Source organism: Aeromonas jandaei, from assembly GCF_037890695.1.
GTDB lineage: Bacteria > Pseudomonadota > Gammaproteobacteria > Enterobacterales > Aeromonadaceae > Aeromonas > Aeromonas jandaei.
On sequence record NZ_CP149571.1, the window covers coordinates 728905 to 751747 of the forward strand.

Sequence of the window (22843 nt, forward strand, 5' to 3'; positions counted from 1 at the left end):
CGCCCCCATTTTGCCGACCAGAAACCGGCGCAGCCGCCCTGCCCGACTCCCTTCACCTGCCCGCCGAGCGGAGTTTGCAGTTGGTCTGACGGGGGGATGGCCGTATAATCGCCGCCTGTATAAATAAACAGGAGTGGTGATGGACGTTTCAACCCTGCTCGACGGGCTCAACGACAAGCAAAGAGATGCCGTTGCGGCGCCCCGCAGCAACCTGCTGGTGCTGGCCGGTGCCGGTTCGGGCAAGACCCGGGTACTGGTGCACCGTATCGCCTGGCTGATGCAGGTGGAACGCTGTTCACCCTTCTCCATCATCGCGGTCACCTTTACCAACAAGGCGGCGGCCGAGATGCGCGGCCGGGTCGAGAAGGTGATCGGCGACGGCGTGCGCGGCATGTGGATCGGCACCTTCCACGGCATCGCCCACCGCCTGCTGCGGGCCCATCATCTGGATGCGGGCTTGCCGCAGGATTTCCAGATCCTCGACTCCGACGACCAGTACCGGCTGATCCGCCGGGTGCTCAAGGCGCTCAACCTCGACGAGAAGCACTGGGCCCCGCGCGCCGTGATGGGCTACATCAACGGCAAGAAAGATGAAGGCTTGCGCCCCGGCGACATCGACCTCTACGGCGACCCTGTCACCCGCACCTATCAGCAGATCTACAAGACCTATCAGGAGACCTGCGATCGCTCCGGTCTGGTGGACTTCGCCGAGCTGCTGCTGCGCGCCCACGAACTGTGGCTGAACAAGCCGCACATCCTCGAGCACTACCGCGACCGCTTCCAGAACATCCTGGTGGACGAGTTTCAGGATACCAACGGCATCCAGTACGCCTGGCTGCGGATGCTGGCGGGCAACAGCGGCAAGGTGATGATCGTCGGCGACGATGACCAGTCCATCTACGGCTGGCGCGGCGCCAAGATCGAGAACATCCAGCGCTTCCTGACCGACTATCAGGGGGCCGAGACCATCCGCCTCGAGCAGAACTACCGCTCCACCGCCAATATCCTCAAGGCCGCCAACAGCGTCATCGCCAACAACGCCGAGCGTCTTGGCAAGGAGCTGTGGACCGAAGGGGCCGAGGGCGACCCGATTTCCCTCTACGCCGCCTTCAACGAGGTGGACGAAGCGCGCTTCGTGGTCGGCCGTCTCAAGGACTGGAAAGAGAAAGGGGGCTTGCTCGCCGACTGCGCCATCCTCTATCGCTCCAACGCCCAGTCACGGGTGCTGGAAGAGGCGCTGATGCAGGACGCCATGCCCTACCGCATCTACGGCGGCCTGCGCTTCTTCGAGCGGCAAGAGATCAAGGACGCCATGGCCTACCTGCGGCTTATCAACAACCGTGGCGACGACGCCAGCTTCGAGCGGGTGGTCAACACCCCGACCCGCGGCATCGGCGATCGCACCCTCGAGATCCTGCGCGGCAACGCCCGCGATCAGGGGCTCAACCTGTGGCAATCGGCCAAGGCCCTGCTCAACGACAAGGTGCTGACCGGTCGCGCCGGCAATGCGGTGCGCGGCTTTGTCGAGCTGATCGACGCGCTGGAGGAGCAGGTTTCCATGCTGCCGCTGCACCAGCAAGCGGATATCGCCATCCAGAACTCCGGCCTCAAGGCGATGTATCTGGCGGAAAAAGGCGAGAAATCCCAGGCGCGGGTAGAGAACCTGGACGAACTGGTCACCGCCTGCCGCCAGTACCAGCGCCCGGACGAGCTGGAAGATATGAGCGATCTCTCCGCCTTCCTCGCCCACGCGGCGCTGGAATCGGGCGAGAATCAGGCGGACGAATATGCCGACGCGGTGCAGCTGATGACCTTGCACAGCGCCAAGGGGCTGGAGTTCCCGCTGGTGCTGCTGGTCGGCGTCGAAGAGGGCATGTTCCCCAGCCAGCAATCCACCGAGGAGTCGGGCCGGCTGGAGGAGGAGCGCCGCCTATGTTACGTCGGCATGACCCGCGCCATGGAGAAGCTCTACATCTGTTATGCCGAGAGCCGCCGTATCTACGGCCGCGAGATGTTCCACAAGCCGAGCCGCTTTATCCGCGAGATGCCCGCCGAGTGTCTGGAAGAGATCCGGCTGCGCACTCAGGTCAGCCGCCCCACCCAGTACGGTCGCTTTAGCCAGAACGAGGTGCAGCAGAGCTTTGACGCCAGCGGCATCAAGCTCGGCCAGCGGGTGCTCCATCCGAAATTCGGCGAAGGGGTGGTACTCAACTTCGAAGGGGTCGGCCAGCAGAGCCGGGTGCAGATCCAGTTCGACGACGTCGGCGCCAAGTGGCTGGTGACGGCGTATGCCAGATTGGAAGCGCTGTAATTTCCTTTATCTCTTCAATCAGCCCCTACTTCCATAGGCAGTAGGGGTTCTCCATGCTCACTTTCTTAGACAAGCATCTATCTTATTGACATAAGGAAAATATCATAAGATTGCAATGAAACTGTACTGTAGACATAGCCTCCTTTGAGAATTATTATAGGATAAAAATTTCTATAAATAATTAGATGGCATTTAAAAAATGAACTCTGTACGCAATGAAGATATTTCGGATTTTATTGAAAAAAAGATTAGCGAGTATGATGAAAAATTACTTGATGGACTTAAAAAGTTAAAACTAAAAGATGTTTTAAAACGCAAGAACCCATATTTATTCAAAGCTAAAGGCATCACATCCCCTTATGAATTAATAAGGCCTCTACTAGATGCATTTTTATCCTCTAAAGAAGAAGCTGTTTTTGGTGGAGTACTAGAGGAAATAGCTATAAATATAAACAATCGCGTGTATGGCGGCATGAAGTCTGCGGCGGAAGGAATAGACCTCGAATTTAATAAAGATGGAAAAAAATATTTAGTATCCATCAAATCTGGCCCTAATTGGGGTAATTCGTCACAAATTAAAAGAATGGTTGATAACTTCAATAAAGCAAAAAAAATATTACGAACAACAAATAACAACGATACAGAAATTATTGCCATTAATGGCTGCTGTTATGGTATTGACCGGTCTCCATATAAAAAAGAAGGATACTATAAGCTTTGTGGTGCGAAATTTTGGGAGTTCATAACTGGGAACCAAAATTTTCATCGAGAGTTAATAGCAATTATTGCAAAAGATAAGTGCAATAGAATCAAGCATTCTCATGGAAAATATGAAGAAGTCATAGCGAATTTTGAAAAAGATTTTTCCTTACAATTCTGTACCAAAAATGGCGATATTGATTGGGATAAGATCATAGCTCTTAGCTCAGAAGAATAAACTATGTGGGGCAAGTTGCCCCACTAATTATTTATGTTTTCTTTTGTTGAAATCGAGCTCCCAAGAGATATCATCTGTGTTTTTATATCTAGAGTATGGGAAATGCTCAAACTGCCTAACCTCCTCTCCTTTGATTAGTTTCATTATAAGTCGTCCGGCTGCCAATCCCACGCTAACCGGTACAGCATTACCAATTTGTTTGTATTTCTGAATCAATGGCCCTGCAATTAACCAGTCATCAGGAAACTCCTGAATTCTTTTATACTCTTGTATCGATAAAGGTCTATTTTCCTCAGGGTGGGCTAAGTCAGTTGCAGGCATAGCAGGATGTGTCACTAATGTCGGCGATGGTTTGTCCCATGCTAGTCGCCTGAAAAAACCTGTTTTTCCACCACCAGAAAAATAAGATTTACCCATAGCATTTTTTTGGTCTTCTTCTGATAGACTTCTCCAGTTTTGCCCCGGCTTTAATTTTTTATAGAATTTAATTCTTTTCTCTGGAAAGTTAAGATGTTCATGCTCAGAAATATCATTAATGCAAGAGCTTAAATTATTCCACAAAGGCAACCCAAAAAGTCCAGATTCAGAGTGTGTAGGTTCTATATATGGAGGCTTCACACCATCGCGAGAGCAAACAATTATAACTCGCTCTCTAATCTGTGGTGTTCCAAAATTTGCAGAGTTATATAGATTAAATGAGTATGCATAACCAGATGCTTTTATCATTTTTAAAATATAGTTCAGCGCCCCGCCCTTCATAGAATCCTCAGCGCTTTCTGTAAACTCTATTCCCCTTTCATTATGCGGCTTATGAATCAATGGGCATGACAATAACCCTCTTACATTTTCAATAATAAAATATTTAGGGTTGAGCGATGTAGCTAACTCAATGAATTTTATAAAAACATTACCCCTTTCATCTTGAAAGGCCTTTCTTTTACCCGCAGTGCTAAATGCTTGGCAGGGAGGGCCTCCAACAATTAAACTTATTTCATCCTTTTCCCCCAAACCGGCTGATCTGAGAATATCTTCCTTAGAATAATTATTGATATCCCCTAACAATGCAGATTTTGGTCTATTAAGACTAATGGTTTGGCGACAAAATTTATCTACTTCACAAGCAAGGCGAAGATCAAATCCTGCACGTTCAATTCCAATATCTAGCCCCATTGCACCAGAAAAAAAACTAATAGCTATCGGCTTATCTGAAACTGTTTCCATTGAATTACGATCCAAAGAAATAACATGCTTGGTTTTTGATTCTTGCTGACTTTTATATTTTTCCAATGAAGACTTCTCTAATAACCACATTTTACCAATTCTATTGGCCGAAACGACATTAGCTCTACACAAATTTCTAACATATTGCTCACTAACACCCAAGAATAACGCAGCGTCTTTTGATGATAAAATGGTACTTTCCATAACTTTCCATTGCGAAACTACAATGAGGTACCATTAAATTTTGAGGTATTAATGTATGGCTGTCAATAAGGGCTATAGGGAGATTGGCAAAGCGTAATCGCACCTACACGCCTCTTATGTTGTGCCATTCCCGTTATCTCAAATCGGCCATTGGCCTCCGGCGCCCCGCTGGCAGCCAAACGGGAGCGTGTGGCCCGCCGCCTGTCGGCATAAGACAAAACGATGGTATTTTCGCAAAACCTATAAATTAAATTTATACCAACTGTTTTGCTGCAACTCAGGGCTCGAAGCTGTTATCACAGGCACCAACAAGGGGTTGGCCGATCTGAATTGCAACTGCGCGTTGCTTTAACCACACAACCAGCCAAGGCATACTGCCCCGTCATCAGATGGGAGTCATTAATGTCTAAGTGGATACCGACACTGCGCCGGATGGGGCGCTGGTTTTTGCGAAAAACGGCGCTGGCGCTGCTGACCAGCCTGCTGTTTATGATCTCGTTTACCCTGTTTCAATACGTATCGTGGTGGCCTGCACTGACCGAGGATACTTCCCTCGAATGGAGTGGCCTCTCTTCAGAAAGGACCTTTGCTGAACTGGCCCCAACCATGCTGGAGTTCAGCGCCTTGCTCGCGTGTGTTTACTTACCCCTGTTTTTGCTGATACCCCGCCCGCTATTGTTGCCGCTCTTTGCCGGACTCTGGTTGTGGCAAACCTATGACCTCGCTTTTATGACGGCAACCGCATCGACTTGGCTGCCACACGAGATCATCTGGAGCTTTATCCTACCCCACACCCACTGGCTGCTGCTCACGCTGATGTCGCCTCTGCTGCTGATCCGCCATGCAGGCAGGCGGCTATTTGCGGCGGCTCCAGCCAGTCAGAAATGAGCCACCTTGCTGGCAGGCCGTAAGCAACGGGATCTTTCGATGACGCTTCGCTGCTCGAATCAGCTCGATGGCTCAAACCGGCTTGAGGCGATGCAATATCAGGGTGGGCAATAGAAGAAGGGAGATCAGAAACCCGGCCGTCAGGCGCGGCGGCCGGGTGAATTGTAAAGAGTAGGGTGACAGGGAAAGGGATCAGCCTAGTCTAATCAACTCGATGGGGGCGTAGCGCTCCCCGGAGTTTGCCAGCAGCACGCACTTCTCGTGCTCCGCCTGATAGGGAGTCATGTTGTCGGTATGAGCCTCTTTCAGGAAGTCGACGGCGCCGGTGGCGGCAATCATGACGCGCTGACCCTGGTTCAGCACATTTCGGTTCCGGTCATAGATCTTCATTACACTCTCCTTTTCTTGTACCCGGGTGGGTGCTCCGGGCAGCGGGATCAGCCTACGCCTCTGAAAAAAGGTGATTTATGTCACAGATCAAAAAAGGGGCAGAGAGGAACTCGTGAGGTGAAAGAGCGAGCATGACGGATTGGTCACCTTATGCCGGTCACCCAGCTCCCCGGCATGTCTATGACTATCTTGGGTCACATCTGGCACCACCTCTACGGCGCAGTTACAGGATGACAAAAAAGCCCGCGAGAATATCGCAGGCTCCCGATATAAAATAGGTGCTGTATTAATTGAAATAATATCCAAGATATATGAATTTGCCTTTGGCATCTTCATTCAAATCCTGAGCAAGTACCACTGCACTACGGCCAAAATCGCCGAATGCACTCTCTACCGAGTCACCATATCCAGATTGCAAGGTTGCGATATAGTCAGCATCAGCATTTTTCTGGTAGCACAAATAGATATATTGACCGCCGGCACCGTCATTAAGATCCACATCAACTTTTTGCCAGCCAGTAGGAGCGGTCGCATCTTTGCCAGTAATAAAGCGCATGGCTGCGACCCCCTTTCCGCTGGTGGCAGTCTGATAATATATATAAATATATTTCCCTTTCGCTCCCTGATTGAAATCTTGGGGGTCATTATTTTTATTCTTGACGACTTGCCAACCACTTCCTTCTGGCATTCCGCGAGTCCAGTCATCGTTATCAAGTGCCCGCGCTGTCATTTCCACGATATAAGACATGCTTAACCCTCATTGGTATAAACAGGCGCATATAAAGAATTATCTTGCTACTGAATCAAGCAGCTAGATCTGGTTGGCTAAAAATATATTCCGCGCCTTACTACTTGAATGTATCCATAGCAAACCCAATAAAACCATATCAGATGCGAAAAAACTCATCGGTCAATTTTAGGCGTAGATCTGACAGGGGCACGCACAATGAAAAGCATGAGACACTCGATCTTTTATGCCTGCCAACTCCTATCGCAGCAAGATCCAGACTTTATGGGGGAATGAGGGTTATCCGATGGAAAGTTGCGTTATATTGGTGGCCGATTAGCCAGTCTCATTCACCGTGGCCGCGCACGCGGGCCGCTGTTTCAACAAGATGGAGAGTGCTCATGAATCGCGATATCACCGCCCAGTTCATCAAGATGCTGACCAATCTGGATCACTGTCTGGCCAAGGCCGAGGCCCACGCCGCGGTGAAGCAGTTCAACGTGGACAACTTCTTCGGCGATCGGCTGATCGTCGATATGCTGCCCTTCAGCAAGCAGGTGCTGATCTGCTGCGATTCGGCCCGCACCGTGGTGGCCACCGCCAGCCACAGCGAGCTGCCGGCCATGGGCGATGAGCCCAAAACCATCGCGGATCTGCGCGCCCATATCGGCAAGACCATCACCTATCTGCAAGGCAAGCTGGACGCGGACTACAGCCAGTATGCCAGCGGTCGCTACGTGCCCCACTGGGCGGGCGGCAAGGGGATGGATGGCCATACCTGCGTCCATGAGTACGGCATTCCCAACTTCTACTTCCACCTCACCATGGCCTACGCCCTGCTGCGCCGCGCCGGGGTCGATCTCGGCAAGCGCGACTATCTGGGCGGGCTCAATATGCAATAAGGTCGCCCCGACCAGAATGAGGAGAGCCTGCCATCTGGCAGGCTCTTTTTGTTGCAAGCGGCTGGCGCGCGGGGTGAATGTCCGGCCCGCCACCGGCCATTAAGCGGGAATATCCGGCTCCACCAGCGCCACCAGCTGGGCCAGCGACTCCTGCCAGCCGAGATAGCACATCTCCAGCGGGATGGCGGCGGGGATCCCCTCCTGCACCACCGCCAGCTCGGTGCCGCAGCTCACCGCGGTCAGGATGATGGAGACATGGATCACCCCGGCGAGACCGGGCTCATCGAAGCGATCGGTGTAGCGGATCCGCTCGCCCGGCACCAGTTCAAGGTATTCGCCGCCGAAGGTCTGGCTATGGCCGCTGGCGAAGTTGGTGAAGGACATCCGGAACGAGCCGCCAACCCGGGCATCCAGATGCTCCACCTGACAGGTAAAACCGTGGGGCGGCAGCCATTTGGCCAGCGCCTGCGCCTCGGTAAAGGCCCGATAGACCCGCATCGGCGGCGCCTTGATGACGCGATGAAGTCGCACTGTTCCTGTTGTCATATTCACCTCCTTGTTGGATTGAGTCCCAAAGGATAGTCGCCAGAGCGGGAAACGCCCCATCGGGCGGCACTTCCCTGCGCTAGAAGGGGCCGTTGCTCTCGCGCAGCTTGTCGGGCAGGCCGTCGTGATCCCCCAGCTCGCGCGCGGGCACGTCGTCCCAGTTCAGCTTGCCGAGGGTGATGTTGCGCTCGGGGTGGACGGCGTAGTGGATGCGGTTATCCTCCCGTTCGGTGTCGCCGATGCAGAGCAGGCGGACAGTCTCTTCGGTGTTGTTGATAAAGGCGTGGGCCAGCCCGTCACCGGCCTTGAAGCCGACCGAATCGCCCGGTTGCAGCCGATAGAGCACGCCGTCGAGCCAGACATCTGGGGTGCCTTCCAGCACGTGGACGAACTCGTCCTCGGTCTTTTCGGCATGGGGCCAGCTGGTGCGGTGGCCGGGCTCGACGATCTCGTGGTGGATGCCGATGCGGCTGAAGCCAAAGTGCTTGCCGAGGGCGCAACCGCGCGACAGGGGCTCCTGACTGCCGGAGTAGTAGCGCGGCTCCTGCTCTTGCAGCTCGCTCCAGTGTTTGATGCAGGGGTGGCGGTTCATAGTGGTTCCTTATGCTATGAGGCTGACTCGGGAAGGGTCATCCTAACTGCCAAAATGCGGGGGAGAAAAGCAGAAATCGGTCGGCCCGTTGCACAGCGGATGGTGTGGCGGCGGACTCGGCAACGGGTTGATCGCCCTGCTGGCAAGGGCTGCGAGCCATGGCAGCGCCCCGCCTGCGGGCCAAAAAAGAGGGAGCCGCTGGCTCCCCTCTCGATGATGTCGGTGCTTACTTGCCGAGCCTACTTGCCAAGATTGTCGGCCAGCTGTTTGGCGCGGTTGGCCGCCCACTGGTCGATCATCTTCTCCATCTCCTCGGCGGTGATGGGCGAATCCTTGTGAGTTGTATCCGGGGTCTCGCGGGCATCCATCACCCGCACCAGCAGCTTGCCGCTCTGGGAGTCGAGCAGCTGGGCCATGCTGCCCACCTTGAGCAGGTAGGGCTCCTTGCCAATCACTTCGCGGGTGACGTTGATGGCGATCTTGGCCGGCATCAGGTCACGCAGTTTCGGGTCGGGGCGGGTCAGGTCGAAGTTGGTGACAGCAGCCTGGATCCGCATCACTTTCGGGCCGGGGGCGGTGGCAATCTTGACGCCGTGCTTGATCAGTTCGCTCTGGAACTTGTCGTGGTAGTAGCGGCCAATCTGGTTCTGTTCGTTGGCGGTCAGCAGATACCACTGGCCATTCTCCTGCCGGATAAACTGGAGCGGATCGAGCAGCACCTCATTGTATTGGCGCAGATCAACGCCCGGCTCCTTGTAGACCCGCTGGTTGGGGTTGCTCTCGTTCGGCTGGAAGGCGCTGAAGGGAACAGTTTGCAGCGACTGCAAGCTGTAGGAGACCTGATTTTTTACGGCGCAGCCGCCCAGAAGGGCCGCCGCCATGGCAACCATCACGACCTTTTTCATATTTGCTCCTGCATTGACCGATTGTTTTTGCTGTGGATTTTGCTCCACACGGCGGGCGATCCCGTGCTGGTTGCCTCCGATTCACCCAGAGAAATACCCTATTTCCCCCCTCTCTCACAAGCGCCATCTACCGAATGTTCAGGCGCCATCCAAGTTGTCATACGGAAATGGGGGAAATGTCCACAATCGGAGCTGGGAGATGGGGGACGGATCCCCCACCTCCTCTCTGTCAGGCGATAAGCTCGACGCCCATGCTGGCCAGAATGGAGAGGCTCACCGTCGCAAACAACACGCCGGTGACCAGATTGAGTGGCCGCTGCACCCGTTGCAGCAGTTGCTGGGCGCGGGAGGTGGAGAGGCTCCACGCCAGCATGCCGAACCAGCAGACCGAGATGATAAAGAGCTCGACCACCAGCAGGCTGCGGGCCACTCCATCCACCTCTGGTGACACCATGGCCGCCAGCATGCCGATAAAGAACACCAGCGCCTTGGGGTTGAGCAGGTTGGTGGCGATACCGGCGCGCACGCCCTTGCCCCAACCGCGCAGTTCGTTGGCAGCACTCTGCATCACGGCGCTGCTCTGCTGGCGAGCCGCCATCAGGGCGCCCCAGCCCAGCCAGCCCAGATAGAGGGCGCCACCGCACTTGATCACCATAAACAGCATGGGGTTGTTGGCGATCAGCATGCTGATGCCGGTCAGGCTCAGGGTGGCATGCACCATGATAGCCAGCGAGATGCCAAGCGCCGCGCCAAGGGCGGTCGGCCGGTGCAGGCTGGTGCGCAGGATCAGGGCAAAATCGGGGCCGGGGCTGGCCAGCCCAATCAGGTGCATAAGGCCAAGGGTTAAGAAAAGACTGGTCAGCATAGCAACTCTCAAAAAAGTGATATGCCGCCAGCATGGCGGATCAGAGGGGCGTCCGGCTTGTAAAAGATTGCATCTGGGCACGAAATTCGGCGGGGGTCAGGCCAAAAGCCTGACGAAAACCGTGGTGGAAGTGGCTCTGGTCGAAGAAACCGACCGCCAGCGCCACCTCGCTTACCGCCATGCCGCTAGCCAACAGCCGCTTGCCCTGCTCCAGCCGCAGTCGCTTGAGCCAGGCGTAGGGCGTCATGCCGCTGCGCTTCTTGAACTGGCGCAGAAAGGCGAAGCGATCGAGACCGACCAGCCCCGCCAGCTCCTCCAGCGAGTGAGGCTCGTCGAGCCGGGCCAGCAGATAATCGCGCAGATAGCGCAGTTGGGGATCGGCCAGCTGGTGCACTTCGGGCGCCAGTTGCAGCAATTCCCCGAGCAAAGCGAGCAGCTGCCCCTCGATCAGCAGGCCATCGGCCTGCGGGTTGTCGAGGTAGCTGTGCAGCTGGGCAAAGCCCTGATAGAGGTCGGGCCGGCTCTGCAACCCCTTGTCGAAGAAGGGCTCCGGCTGATCGGGCAGCCAGAGGGAGAGCTGCTGCGGATCGATGGCAAAGACCCGCACTTCGTACCCTTCCGGCAGCAGGCTGAGGCCGTCGTGCACTTCGTCCGGGTTGACGGTCGACAGCTCACCGCGCACCAGGGTGTGGCTGTTTCCCTTGTGGATAAACTTCTGGCCACCCCGCTGCACCAGCCCGATATGGTAGTCGAGATGGACATGGCGGCCATAGCTGAACGCCCGATGATGGGAGTGTGACAGCTCGACCCCCGGCAGGTGCGGGGATTGCCAGTAGCGGATAAGGGAATCAGTAGTACTCATGGGCTATAGATACACCGCAAGCAAGCTGGAGAGCTTGTAGATTATTGCATTCCGGCCGCGCGGTTGCAGCTGGCTCGACGTCTGCCGGGGCAAGCCCGCAATCCATCAGCTACTCTGGCGAACAGCAACCCGCCTGACTGGTGCCGTAAATAGCGAAGGGAGGCATCACGCCTCCCTTCGTCTGATCGCACGACCCCGTTACTTGGGTTGCAACTTCATCTCCTGCAGATACTCCTGCACCTGCAGCTTGTAGTCCGCCTGATAGGAGAACTTGGTGCTGTCGCTCGCCGCAATCAGGTTGACCGCGGTGCAGAACAGGGTGGCCGCCAGCAGCCCCTTGCCAACCCACTGCGGGTAACGACGGCTCCAGCGCACCAGCAGCAGCAGGATCGGGAACAATGCGTAGGGGAAGATCAGCATCAGGTGCCAGTAGTTGAAGATGATGGGCGACAGAGCCGCACTCACCAGCACCGCCAGCACCGCCGCCAGCGCATAGAGGCCGAGCCAGCTCTCGCCATCTACTGGCGCACGGTCGCTGCGCAGCAGACGCGGCTTGAGTTCGCGCCACAGCTGCCAGTTGGCTTTGGCCGCCAGCAGCACAGTTGCGGAACCCACGCCGTAAATCACGATGCGCCACAGCCAGATCGCTGCCATCTGCAGATATTCGTGGCCTGCCAGCCAGATGAACTGGGTGTCGTTGACCAGCTTGCTGGCAAACAGCCAGGAGCCGTAACGAAGCCAGTAGAGCACCGATTTCAGCACCGGATAGACATGCACCAGCCCCCAGCCGATATAGCGCTGACGCGCCTCGGGATCGACATTCTGGGTGATGTGGCTATTGCTCATCACTTCCATCGCGTAAGGGATCAGGGAGGCACCGATCAACAGGGCAGCCACCACCACCCCGCTCCAGCTCACCTTGAGGATGCGGCGCCAGAAGAGGTAAGTGGACATCACCGCCAGCAGCGGCCAGGAGTAGTGCAGCTGCATCGCCATGCCGATGGCCAGCAGGTGGACGATCATGTGCCAGAAGGAGGCCCGCTCGCGCATATGCCAGGCAGACCAGCAGTGCATGGCCGAGAAGAGGAACAGATAGGAGGGGTTGTAGAGCAGACTCTCGTACTGGAACCAGGGGTTGAGCCAGCAGAGCACCAGAAACAGCAGGCGCACCTTGCTATTCAATACATGGTCATCAAACACCTGACGGATCACCGCATCAAACAGCAGGAACCCGACCAGCCGCATCGCCAGCAGCAGCGCCATGGGTGCATAGGGAGAGTCCCACAGCAGCAGCGGCCCACCAATCAGCCAGGCCGACAAGCTGCCCGGCACATTGCCCACCGCACTCGCGGCATTGCCATAGCTGAGCCAGACCCCCTCATAAGCCCCTAGGTAACCCTTGTAGAGCATCTGGGTCTGATCGCCGGTGAGGAGTTGCAACTGGAAGAAAATCAGGGAGATCAGCAGCCCGACAAATATACAGGCCGCGAATAATGCGTTATGGTAGCGCCCACTAAGACCAATCATTGATCCACACCTATTGAAAAAATTGCTAACGACTTTAACAGTTGCCACCTGATTTTGCTCGTTTACGATTCACATTTTTAGTAGATTTACCAGTCAGTTATGAGACCTGCGGAGCAGTTATGACCCCACCAGTTAAAAAGTTCCTATTTATTGTTGAAGACTTGTATGGTGGTGGTGCTGAAAAGGTTCTGCTTAATACCGCATCATTGCTAAAAGATGCCGGTGCCGATGTTACCTTGTTTACCTTGCGGGAAAAAATAGATCATACGCTGCCTGATAATATCTATCCGATTAATCTTGGCATTGTCACAAAACTGACTAAAGCCATATCCAATATTGCGGTTGAAAAAATACAAGCATCTCTTATCTTGAAAAAAGTCAAAGAGATCTCGCCTGACGTAATTATATCATGCTCATGTGACAAAATTACCAGACACCTACCTGGTACACTGAACATTTATTACTGGATCCACGGAAATGTCACCGGCTTTGCCAAAGACAACGCAAAAGGTTATGGAAAATTCAAACGCTTTTATAACGGAAAAAAATTAATATGCGTATCTCGTGGCATAGCTGATGATATTTTAAAAAATGTAAAAGCCACCCCTAAATCGTGCCAGGTTATCTACAATCCGTTTGATATCGATAAAATTCAGGCATTGGCCGATGAGCCTTTCAGCAAGCCATTCGACAAGTACTTTATCCATGTCGGCACCTTCGAAGAGAGAAAACGCCACGATCGTCTCTTGCAGGCATATCAGCTAAGCGGCGTTGACACGCCACTCGTCCTGATGGGCAAAGGGGATCTACGTCCAAAAATAGAATCAATGATCGAAGAAATGAACCTTGCCAGCAAGGTGAAAATTATCAATTTTCAGAAGAATCCCTATCCCTATATAAAGGCCGCCCAAGCACTTATCCTGACATCAGATGCAGAAGGGCTGCCAACAGTACTAATTGAAGCACTCATCTGCCATACGCCAGTGATCAGCGTGGATTGTCCGTCTGGGCCTGCGGAGATCATCACCTCTGATATAGAAAAATATTTAGTTCCTTTAGATGATCTTCATAAACTAGCCTTGGCTATTTCTGATATGGATTACTACCGTGCTATTATAAATGGCGACTTATATAAAGCGTTCTCTAAAAAAGAAACAATCACTACTTTTATGGCTCTATAAAAATGGTGATTTATATTAAAATCACCATTTTTAGTTAAAAAACAATCAACGCCGCGAATTTTTAATATAGATAACAAGATTAAATAAATAGCTTAATAAATCGCCGCGAAAACGAAATACCTCCTTTCTCGCTCTCGAAAATAGAGAGCGTTTTCCTTTATTTTCTCGTTCAGAATATCCAATTTCAGATGGTAAGTCTGTTTGCAATACGATCGGTGGCTCAATACCATAGTCACAAACTCCATGAATATGTTCACTATCCATATAGTCATCCACTGGCCACCACCAGGACTCTGAATAATTTAGAAATTTTTCCGTAGCAGCAGGGGACAACGCGTATCCGTGACAGCAACTCGGCCCTCTCAAATACTTGACGAGTGAATAACCTTCTACTCCACTAAGATGTTGCATAAAATAATATGCGCCAAATATTGGCATCTTTTTTAGTGGCCCTCGCCCTAATCGAACATAACTATAATGTGATAAAATATCATCGAGTTCTTTGACAAAATTTAAAAACGAATCAGAAAAATCTACATCATCCTCTAAAATTAATATCGGCTCATTTAATAAAACACACTTTTCCCACAATGCTCTATGACTTGAAAAACAGCCTCTTTCACCCAGAGTTAGTGAATGCCCCTTCTCTTTTATCCTTTGTTTATCATCATATCCTGGAGTTTTATCTACACGACCATCCACTGCAGAGAAAAACTCAAATGCAATACCTAAATCAGATAAATGCTTTGTGATCCGCTCTCTACGCTCACTGGAACGTTCCAGACTAACAACATATATATTCATTAATGATTCCCATCATCCATTGAAACTGATAGCGCCAATACTAAAGAGAAGACAAAAAACGAGATACCTGAATTGTGAGAAAAATAGGCTTGGCTAAGATGATAGTCAGCTGTTGTCAAACAAGTGACAATAACGAGGACACCTCCACTATATGCAAGAGACTCTTGCGCCATAATAGAAAATCTTTTCTTCACCAAGATGATCGGAACACACAGCATGGCTATCAGTACTAATAACCCTATAATTCCACGTTTTGCCATCTCTTCAAGATATTGGTTATGGGCGTGATAGTTAAAGTTATATATGAAATTAGTGATTTTATTTTCTTTTAATTGTTGTTTTTGTGACTCACGCAGACCATCTTGTCCCCATCCGAAAAATGGTTTTTCCTTAAAAGAGTCCCATGCACTTCTCCACAACTGGAATCGAATACCTAGAGATGTATCCAAGTTAGTACCATCTACGTATTGTTCTATATCAGTTTTCGCAGCATCAAATCTCTTCAACATTCCAGTTTGAGGCGCAAGTACCATGGCGATGATAATAAAAAGCAAACACAACAACCCTTTTCTTTCATTGCTCGCAATCAAATTTCTGTAAAGCATTAATATCGAAAAAATAACGACTGGAAGTAATATCCACCCCCCCCTAGAACCAGACAAAAAACTACCAATCAGACCAGATATTGCACCAATCATATAAAAGAAAGAGTAATTATAAAATTTATTCGCCCTAGACCAAAAATAACCACATAAACAAAAAAGACCGAGAGACATGCTAATGTTTCCGGACTGTATAGGTATTGAATAAAATTCGAATGCTCGCTCATATCCGAGATAGAATTTATCGTAAATTGCGATACAGGCTGCTATTAACGCACCACAAGCGAACCCACAAAGCAAAACTTCCAACTTAACTTTATGTCTAGCAAGTGTAGGAATTACTAGAGCAGCCATTAATGCCCGACTTGGCCTATCTAATTGGCTAAATGAACTACCATCGAAAATAACAGATATTAAAAAAAGAACGAAATATGATAAAAGCAATGATGCAATTATTTTATGTTCTTTCTCCATCGCAGAGAGGTAATCTTTACGCCAAAAGACAAAAAGACTTACAACCGCAAGCAAAGCTGGACCATACGAGTACCCACTTGGGACAGCAAGAGCCAGAGCACCAAATAAAAAAGCAGATGCTTGCACCATAAAAGGCACGAACTTCTCTTTACTAAATAAAACCATCATTATTTCCTGCATCTCACTTTCTAAACACATAATTCCCGCGAATTTTGCGCCACAGTCCAAACACATCGGTACGGGGGAAGATGGCGATCCGGCGGATCTGGTAGGGGTCCTGGTGCATCGCTTTGGGGCCACTGTTGGTGGCAACGGCAAAACGATACCCTGCGGCTATGGCCTGCTCCTTGGCACTCTCGTTGATGTCTCCGTAAGGATAGGCAAACGAGAGCAGCGGCTGGCCAAGCAAGGCCTCAAGCTGGCGTTTGTTTTCCTGAATTTCATGGGCTTGTTGCTCTGGCGAGAGCTTGCTCAGGCGAGGATGGGTCAGGGTGTGACCGCCAATCTCCACATGGCCACTCGCCGCCAACGCCTTGATCTGCTCACCATTCATCAGGGAAACAGACGTATCGGGATTGGTCGGATGCTCCACATCCCAACGGTTATAGCCTTCGCCAGTCACCACGTACACCACTGCTTTGTAACCATATTTTTCCAGCAGCGGCAGCATGCGGGTCAGATTGTCCTGATAACCGTCATCGGCAGTGATCATCAGGTACTTCTTGCCGTATTGCAGACGGTGGATAAAGCCTTTGTCCGCCAGATCGCGGAAAGTCAGGGTCTCGTAGCCGAGCCACTTCATCAGGCGCAGGTGCTTCTCGAACATGGTGATCGGCATCCAGGTGCCGTGAACCCCTTTCTCACTTTCGTGTTCGATAAAGCGGTGGTACATGATGACCGGCATCTCGCGGCGCAGGGTTTCAACCACAGCATCCTGATAGATGGTTTCGAGGCCGGATACTACCCCCTGCAAGCCGTACTCGTCCTGAATCCGCTGGCGAATGGCTTCCGGCACCACCTTGCTGGCCAGGGCGGATTTGATTTCGCCCTTCAGCGCAGCAAAATCGATAGCCAGATCCTTGAGCCAATATCGCCGAAGTTGCTGGCCAGCGCTTCATCCAGATTCTGTTCGGTCACCAGACCAATTGCCTTGGCTTCGCCGATGGCGAAGGCGGGCCGACCGCAGAGCAGCGCTTCCATGGCTACCCGACCGGCACCAATTACCAGGTCGCAACCCGCCAGCAGAGCTGGCACATCATCGACATAACCGACAAACTCGGCACGCTCCTGAAAACGGGCAAAACGCTCGGGCACGCGGGTACCGCTCACAATCCGTACCTTGCAGGCATCCAGATCGAGTACTTCGTCGAGCAGGCGGTAGCACAGCTCCCCTTTGGGGCCACTCAAACGGCCAATGATGGCGATCACTGGCTTGTCATTATCCGGCGTCGGCACGGGCTGGAACTTGTCGGTCTCGATACCGTTGCGCAGCACCTGCACGATAGCGGGATCTACACCAAGGTTGTCGATGATCTGCCGGGCGATATCCTCGCAAACGGCGACAGCCCTGAATCCAAGGGCATGGAAGGCTTTGCGGGATGCATGTACCGGCTGACGACCATGTACCGTAGTGATCATGGGGGTGCCGGTCAGTTTGCAGGCAACATAGCTGCTCCAGCCTGAGGCGCGGGAGTGAGCATGCACCAACTGGATATGGTGCTTCTTGATGAGATAGATGAGGTAAAAGACGTGCCAGAAACGGCGCAGGATACTGCGCTTGTTGAATCGAAGCTTGAAGACGGGACCAAGGGTCGGCTTGGTCAGCGTATCCGACACATAAAAGACGTTGTGACCACGCCGGGTCAGTTCGTTGCCGACCGTGGTGGCATAAACCTCGGCGCCCGTCACTTCGAGCTGAGAGAGAGCCATCAATATGTTCATTGCGTGGTTACCTGGTAGAAACTGAGAAAAACAGTGACAAACAACAGAGCCGGAAACAGGTAGAGCCTGCTTCCGGCTTGTCTACATAGGCAGTGTAAAGCTCACCCGTTAGCGGTTGAGCCATGCCATGTAATCTGCAACCCCTTCAGCCACAGTCTTGAACTCGGCGTCATAACCTGCGTTGCGCAGCTTGGTCATGTCGGCCTGGGTAAAGCTCTGGTAGCGGCCCTTGAGGTGATCCGGGAAGGGGATGTATTCGATAGAACCCTTCTGATGATGTTTGATCACCGCTTCTGCCACGTTCTGGAACGGCTCGGCGCGGCCGGTACCACAGTTGAAGATGCCGGAGTGCTGCGGGTTCTGCCAGAACCAGAGGTTTACCTTGCAGACGTCGTCGATATAGATGAAGTCACGCATCTGGCCACCGTTGGGGAAACCGTCGCAACCTTCGAACAGCTTGGGATTCTCGCCCTTCTTCACCTGGGTATTGAGGTGGAAGGCAACGGATGCCATGGAGCCTTTATGCTGCTCGCGCGGGCCGTAGACGTTGAAGTACTTGAGGCCAACGACCTGTGAGTTGATCTCCGGCATCCAGCGGCGCACGTACTGGTCGAACAGCTGCTTGGAGTAGCCATAGACGTTGAGCGGCTGTTCGAACTTGGGATCTTCGATGAAGTTGTCGTTGCGACCGCCGTAGGTGGCGGCAGAAGAGGCATAAATGAACGGAATTTCACGCTCGATGCAGTAGTGGAACAGGTCCTTGGAGTACTCGTAGTTGACCTCCATGATGAACTTGCCGTTCCACTCGGTCGTCGCCGAGCAGGCACCTTCGTGGAAGATAACCTCAATGCCGTCCCACTCTTCGAATTCGTCGCCGGAGACGATACGCGCCTGGAACTCGTCTTTGTCCATGTAGTCAGCGATGGTCAGATCGACCAGATTGACGAACTTGGTGCCGTCGGTCAGGTCATCAATGACCACGATATCGGTCCGTCCTTGAGCGTTCAGCTGCTTGACCAGATTGCTGCCGATAAAGCCAGCACCGCCAGTTACTACGATCATGGAGTTTGCCTCTCGTACGTTGATGGCTACATGTGACTGCTTGTTAAAGCTGTGTATAGTGAGCCAATTTGAAATTGCCGAAAAGTTTATCACGGGCAGTCTGGGGATTCGACCTTGTTCCATTTGTCCCGGACGGAACCCGTTGGAGGAATGAGTGATGAAGACCAGAGACAGGATCATTCACAGCGCCACCGAGCTGTTTAACGATCAGGGTGAGCGCAACATCACCACCAACCATATTGCGGCGCACATGGGCATCAGTCCGGGCAACCTCTATTACCACTTCCGTAATAAAGAGGACATCATCCACTCCATCTTCGATCAATATGCCCGCCACCTGAGCGAAAGCTTCATCCCGACCCGCAACCGTGAAATCACCCTGCAGGATTTGATGGGTTATCTGGATGCCATCTTCTATCTGATGTGGCAGTTCCGCTTCTTCTACGCCAACCTGCCGGACATCCTGAGTCGGGACGAGCCACTGCAGCAGAAATACCTCAAGGCGCAGGAGCAGATGAGATCCTCGGTCGTGACCCTGCTCAAGAGCCTGCGCGAAGGGGGCATCATAGATGTTACCGATGCCGATCTGCCGGATCTCGGCCAAACCATCAAGATGGTGGTCACCTGCTGGATCCCGTTCCAGATTGCCCAGGCCCCCAATACCCGCATCACCAAGCCACTGCTCTATCAGGGAGTACTAAAGGTGCTGTTTCTGCTTCGCCCCTACGTACAACCGCAAGTCGCCGAACAGATCCAGCAGCTGGAGCAACACTACCGCCAACTAGCCCAACCAGCTGGGTGAGATCTGTTTCACAATTGTTTAATTGCAGAACAATAATTTGAATTAACCGCAACAAACTGAAGTAAAATGTGGCCCTCTGTTGATACTCAGCTGAAATAGCCAATAAGGATCGAGGATGTCTAACGGATTCTATCGTCACCTGACCGAGCAACTGCATCAGGTGCAAGCTGAAGGGTTGTACAAGCAGGAACGCATCATCACCTCCGCCCAGCAGGCAAGCATCGCCGTGGGTGGGGAGCAGGTACTGAACTTCTGTGCCAACAACTATCTGGGATTGGCCAATCACCCGGATCTGATCGCCGCGGCCCATCAGGGCCTCGACAGCCACGGCTTCGGCATGGCCTCGGTGCGCTTTATCTGTGGCACCCAGGATCAGCACAAGGAGCTGGAGCAGAAGATGTCTGCCTTCCTGGGCACCGAAGACACCATCCTCTACTCCTCCTGCTTCGATGCCAACGGCGGTCTGTTCGAGACCCTGTTCGGCGCCGAAGACGCCATCATCTCCGATGCACTCAACCACGCCTCCATCATCGATGGTGTGCGCCTGTGCAAGGCCAAACGCTATCGCTACGCCAACAACGACATGGCAGAGCTGGAAGCCCAGCTGAAACAGGCTGACGCCGATGGCGCCCGCTTCAAGCTGATCGCCACTGATGGCGTATTCTCCATGGATGGCGTTATCGCCGACCTCAAATCCATCTGCGATCTGGCCGACAAATACGATGCGCTGGTAATGGTGGATGACTCCCACGCCGTCGGCTTTATCGGTGAAAACGGTCGCGGCACCCACGAATATTGCGGTGTAATGGATCGGGTCGATATCATCACCGGCACTCTGGGCAAGGCACTCGGTGGCGCCTCCGGCGGTTATACCTCCGGCAAGAAAGAGGTGATCGACTGGCTGCGCCAGCGCTCCCGCCCCTACCTCTTCTCCAACTCGCTGGCCCCCTCCATCGTTGCAGCCACCATCAAGGTGATCGACATGTTGGCCGAAGGTCACGACCTGCGCGCCCGCCTGCAGGAGAACAGCCGCTATTTCCGCGAGCGCATGAGTGCTGCCGGCTTTACCCTGGCTGGGGCCGATCACGCCATCATTCCGGTGATGCTGGGCGATGCCAAGCTGGCTGCCGAGATGGCCAGCCGCATGCTGGCGGCCGGTATCTACGTGGTAGGTTTCTCCTTCCCGGTAGTGCCGAAAGGTCAGGCGCGCATTCGTACCCAGATGTCCGCCGCCCACACCCGCGAGCAGCTGGACAAGGCGATCGATGCCTTCATCCGCATTGGCCGCGAGCTCGCCATCATCTGATTTGTATCGAGGGGCCCTGTGCCCCTCCCTTCTTTCCGCATTCATAGCAAAGGATCCGCCATGAAAGCCCTGTCCAAACTCAAGCCCGAGATCGGCATCTGGATGACCGACGTTCCCACACCGGAGCTGGGCCACAACGACCTGCTGATCAAAATTCGCAAAACCGCCATCTGCGGTACCGACATCCATATCTACAACTGGGATGAGTGGTCACAGAAAACCATTCCGGTCCCCATGGTGGTAGGCCACGAATATGTCGGCGAAGTCGTCGCTATCGGCCAGGAGGTGCGCGGCTTCGCCATCGGCGATCGCGTCTCCGGTGAAGGCCACATCACCTGCGGCCACTGCCGCAACTGCCGCGCAGGCCGTACCCACCTCTGCCGCAATACCACGGGAGTGGGCGTCAACCGCCCCGGCGCCTTCGCCGAATATCTGGTGATCCCCGCCTTCAATGCCTTCAAGCTGCCGGACAATATCCCGGATGAGCTGGCCGCCATTTTCGACCCGTTTGGCAATGCGGTGCACACCGCCCTCTCCTTCGATCTGGTGGGTGAAGATGTACTCATCACCGGCGCTGGCCCCATCGGCATCATGGCTGCCGCCGTCTGCCGTCATGTTGGTGCCCGCCACGTGGTGATCACCGACGTCAACGAATACCGGCTGGAACTGGCCCGCAAGATGGGCGCCACCCGTACCGTCAACATCGGCAAGGAGAAGCTCGCCGACGTAATGAACGAGCTGGGGATGACGGAAGGGTTTGACGTGGGGCTGGAGATGTCAGGCGTGCCGAGCGCCTTCCAGGAGATGCTCGACAAGATGAACCATGGCGGCAAGATAGCCATGCTAGGTATTCCACCCTCGACCATGGCCATCGACTGGAACAAGGTGATCTTCAAGGGGCTGTTTATCAAGGGTATCTATGGCCGCGAGATGTTCGAGACCTGGTACAAAATGGCCAGTCTGATCCAGTCCGGACTGGATCTCTCCCCCATCATCACCCACCGCTTCCACATCGACGAGTTCCAGCAAGGCTTTGATGCCATGCGCTCCGGCCACTCCGGCAAGGTGATTCTGAGCTGGGATAACTAACCTGTTACCCTTAACTTGTTAAAACCCGGCATCAGCCGGGTTTCTTTTTCAGAAGCACAGCGTCAGACAGCGTGATACGGGCCAAAAGTTTGCTTGCAGAGTGTTTAACACTTCACACACAAGCGTTTAAATGGCTGTAACTATTCGGTTATAATCCGTCCGGTTCACAGGGATAATAAGAGAGTGCTGGGAGTATATGAGCGTGCTGAAAAAACTGAGCTATCTGCTGGCTGTCGGTATGACCGCTGTCAGCCTGTCCGGAGCAGTATTTGCTGCTGACAATATGTCACCGGATGCCATTGCCGAGCGGATCAAACCGGTCGGTCAGGTCTATACCGCCAAGGATCTGGAAGGTATTGCCGGTGCGGGCGCAGCGCCTGCGGCAGCCGCTTCTTCCGGCCCGCGCGATGGCGAAACCGTGTTCAAGGGCGCCTGCTTCGCCTGTCACGACACCGGTGCAGCCGGCGCGCCCAAACGTGGCGACAAAGCGGCTTGGGAGCCCCGTATCGCCCAGGGCATTGAAACGCTCAAGAAGCATGCCATCGGTGGCTTTACCGGCAAATCCGGCATGATGCCTCCACGCGGCACCTGCGCAACTTGTAGTGACGAAGAGATTGAGAACGCCATCCACTACATGATCGACAAGCTCTAAGTATTTGAAAGGGCCGCATATGCGGCCCTTTCAATCTATCGCCTTCCAGCTAC

At 53.3% G+C, this 22843-nt stretch carries 21 protein-coding genes and 1 pseudogene; 9 read left to right on the top strand and 13 right to left on the bottom strand.

Annotated features, from left to right (window positions below; all coding sequences use genetic code 11):
• The first annotated feature begins 139 nt into the window (after positions 1-139).
• Entirely contained in the window at positions 140-2311 is a 2172-nt protein-coding gene (gene uvrD / locus WE862_RS03620; RefSeq protein ID WP_042029568.1) for a DNA helicase II, read from the top strand.
• A gap of 199 nt (positions 2312-2510) precedes the next feature.
• The gene (locus WE862_RS03625; RefSeq protein ID WP_042029569.1) at positions 2511-3248 is read left to right on the top strand and encodes a PmeII family type II restriction endonuclease; all 738 of its coding nucleotides are present in this window, start codon (positions 2511-2513) and stop codon (positions 3246-3248) included.
• Between the two features lie 27 nt (positions 3249-3275).
• Here the strand turns inward: WE862_RS03625 and WE862_RS03630 are convergent, their stop codons facing one another.
• Positions 3276-4673, bottom strand: coding sequence for a DNA cytosine methyltransferase (locus WE862_RS03630; protein ID WP_042029571.1), 1398 nt, complete (start codon positions 4671-4673; stop codon positions 3276-3278).
• Positions 4674-5105: 432 nt separating this feature from the next.
• Here WE862_RS03630 and WE862_RS03635 point away from each other — a divergent pair, with 432 nt between their 5' ends.
• The gene (locus tag WE862_RS03635) at positions 5106-5561 is read left to right on the top strand and encodes a hypothetical protein (RefSeq protein WP_042029612.1); all 456 of its coding nucleotides are present in this window, start codon (positions 5106-5108) and stop codon (positions 5559-5561) included.
• A gap of 192 nt (positions 5562-5753) precedes the next feature.
• Here WE862_RS03635 and ydfZ read toward each other — a convergent pair whose 3' ends face one another.
• Positions 5754-5951, bottom strand: coding sequence for a putative selenium delivery protein YdfZ (gene ydfZ / locus WE862_RS03640; protein ID WP_005357022.1), 198 nt, complete (start codon positions 5949-5951; stop codon positions 5754-5756).
• A gap of 286 nt (positions 5952-6237) precedes the next feature.
• Positions 6238-6699: a hypothetical protein gene (locus WE862_RS03645; protein WP_052448093.1), complete on the bottom strand. Its 462-nt coding sequence runs from the start codon at positions 6697-6699 to the stop codon at positions 6238-6240.
• A gap of 380 nt (positions 6700-7079) precedes the next feature.
• On the opposite strand from WE862_RS03645, the gene WE862_RS03650 reads away from it, so the two are divergent.
• Positions 7080-7580 carry a DUF1993 domain-containing protein gene (locus tag WE862_RS03650; protein ID WP_042029574.1) on the top strand — a complete coding sequence of 167 codons (501 nt, stop codon included), beginning with the start codon at positions 7080-7082 and terminating at the stop codon, positions 7578-7580.
• A 99-nt stretch (positions 7581-7679) separates the two neighbouring features.
• Here WE862_RS03650 and WE862_RS03655 read toward each other — a convergent pair whose 3' ends face one another.
• The 6 genes from WE862_RS03655 to WE862_RS03680 all read right to left on the bottom strand — a co-directional run bounded on the left by WE862_RS03655 (position 7680) and on the right by WE862_RS03680 (position 12760).
• The gene (locus WE862_RS03655; protein ID WP_042029575.1) at positions 7680-8126 is read right to left on the bottom strand and encodes an SRPBCC family protein; all 447 of its coding nucleotides are present in this window, start codon (positions 8124-8126) and stop codon (positions 7680-7682) included.
• 79 nt (positions 8127-8205) lie between these two features.
• Positions 8206-8718 (bottom strand): cupin domain-containing protein, encoded by a 513-nt coding sequence (locus tag WE862_RS03660; protein WP_042029577.1) that lies wholly within the window; start codon positions 8716-8718, stop codon positions 8206-8208.
• A gap of 239 nt (positions 8719-8957) precedes the next feature.
• A complete protein-coding gene (locus WE862_RS03665) occupies positions 8958-9623 on the bottom strand; it encodes a DUF3313 domain-containing protein (protein ID WP_042029579.1) in 666 nt (221 codons plus the stop codon).
• A gap of 229 nt (positions 9624-9852) precedes the next feature.
• On the bottom strand, positions 9853-10488 hold the full coding sequence (locus WE862_RS03670) for a LysE family translocator (RefSeq protein ID WP_042029581.1): 636 nt from the start codon (positions 10486-10488) through the stop codon (positions 9853-9855).
• Positions 10489-10528: 40 nt separating this feature from the next.
• Positions 10529-11350: an AraC family transcriptional regulator gene (locus WE862_RS03675; RefSeq protein WP_042029582.1), complete on the bottom strand. Its 822-nt coding sequence runs from the start codon at positions 11348-11350 to the stop codon at positions 10529-10531.
• A gap of 198 nt (positions 11351-11548) precedes the next feature.
• Positions 11549-12760, bottom strand: a complete 1212-nt coding sequence (locus WE862_RS03680) for a 3-deoxy-D-manno-octulosonic acid transferase (protein WP_082035407.1) — start codon at positions 12758-12760, stop codon at positions 11549-11551.
• A gap of 236 nt (positions 12761-12996) precedes the next feature.
• On the opposite strand from WE862_RS03680, the gene WE862_RS03685 reads away from it, so the two are divergent.
• A complete protein-coding gene (locus tag WE862_RS03685; protein ID WP_042029584.1) occupies positions 12997-14058 on the top strand; it encodes a glycosyltransferase in 1062 nt (353 codons plus the stop codon).
• A 45-nt stretch (positions 14059-14103) separates the two neighbouring features.
• Here the strand turns inward: WE862_RS03685 and WE862_RS03690 are convergent, their stop codons facing one another.
• The 4 genes and pseudogenes from WE862_RS03690 to rfaD form a co-directional block, all read right to left on the bottom strand.
• A complete protein-coding gene (locus tag WE862_RS03690; RefSeq protein ID WP_082035406.1) occupies positions 14104-14862 on the bottom strand; it encodes a glycosyltransferase family 25 protein in 759 nt (252 codons plus the stop codon).
• Positions 14862-16106, bottom strand: a complete 1245-nt coding sequence (locus WE862_RS03695; protein ID WP_225628305.1) for an O-antigen ligase family protein — start codon at positions 16104-16106, stop codon at positions 14862-14864. Before WE862_RS03695 ends, WE862_RS03690 begins: the two co-directional genes overlap by 1 nt.
• A 13-nt stretch (positions 16107-16119) precedes the next feature.
• Positions 16120-17879: pseudogene (locus tag WE862_RS03700) on the bottom strand (polysaccharide deacetylase family protein).
• Positions 17880-17987: 108 nt separating this feature from the next.
• Entirely contained in the window at positions 17988-18941 is a 954-nt protein-coding gene (rfaD, locus tag WE862_RS03705) for an ADP-glyceromanno-heptose 6-epimerase (RefSeq protein WP_042029589.1), read from the bottom strand.
• 157 nt (positions 18942-19098) lie between these two features.
• On the opposite strand from rfaD, the gene WE862_RS03710 reads away from it, so the two are divergent.
• From WE862_RS03710 to WE862_RS03725, 4 genes are all read left to right on the top strand, one after another.
• Positions 19099-19743 (top strand): TetR/AcrR family transcriptional regulator, encoded by a 645-nt coding sequence (locus WE862_RS03710; protein WP_042029590.1) that lies wholly within the window; start codon positions 19099-19101, stop codon positions 19741-19743.
• Between the two features lie 115 nt (positions 19744-19858).
• Positions 19859-21049, top strand: coding sequence for a glycine C-acetyltransferase (locus WE862_RS03715; RefSeq protein ID WP_042029591.1), 1191 nt, complete (start codon positions 19859-19861; stop codon positions 21047-21049).
• 60 nt (positions 21050-21109) lie between these two features.
• The gene (tdh, locus tag WE862_RS03720; protein WP_042029592.1) at positions 21110-22138 is read left to right on the top strand and encodes an L-threonine 3-dehydrogenase; all 1029 of its coding nucleotides are present in this window, start codon (positions 21110-21112) and stop codon (positions 22136-22138) included.
• Between the two features lie 196 nt (positions 22139-22334).
• Positions 22335-22790 (top strand): c-type cytochrome, encoded by a 456-nt coding sequence (locus WE862_RS03725; protein ID WP_042029593.1) that lies wholly within the window; start codon positions 22335-22337, stop codon positions 22788-22790.
• Positions 22791-22843: the final 53 nt, after the last annotated feature.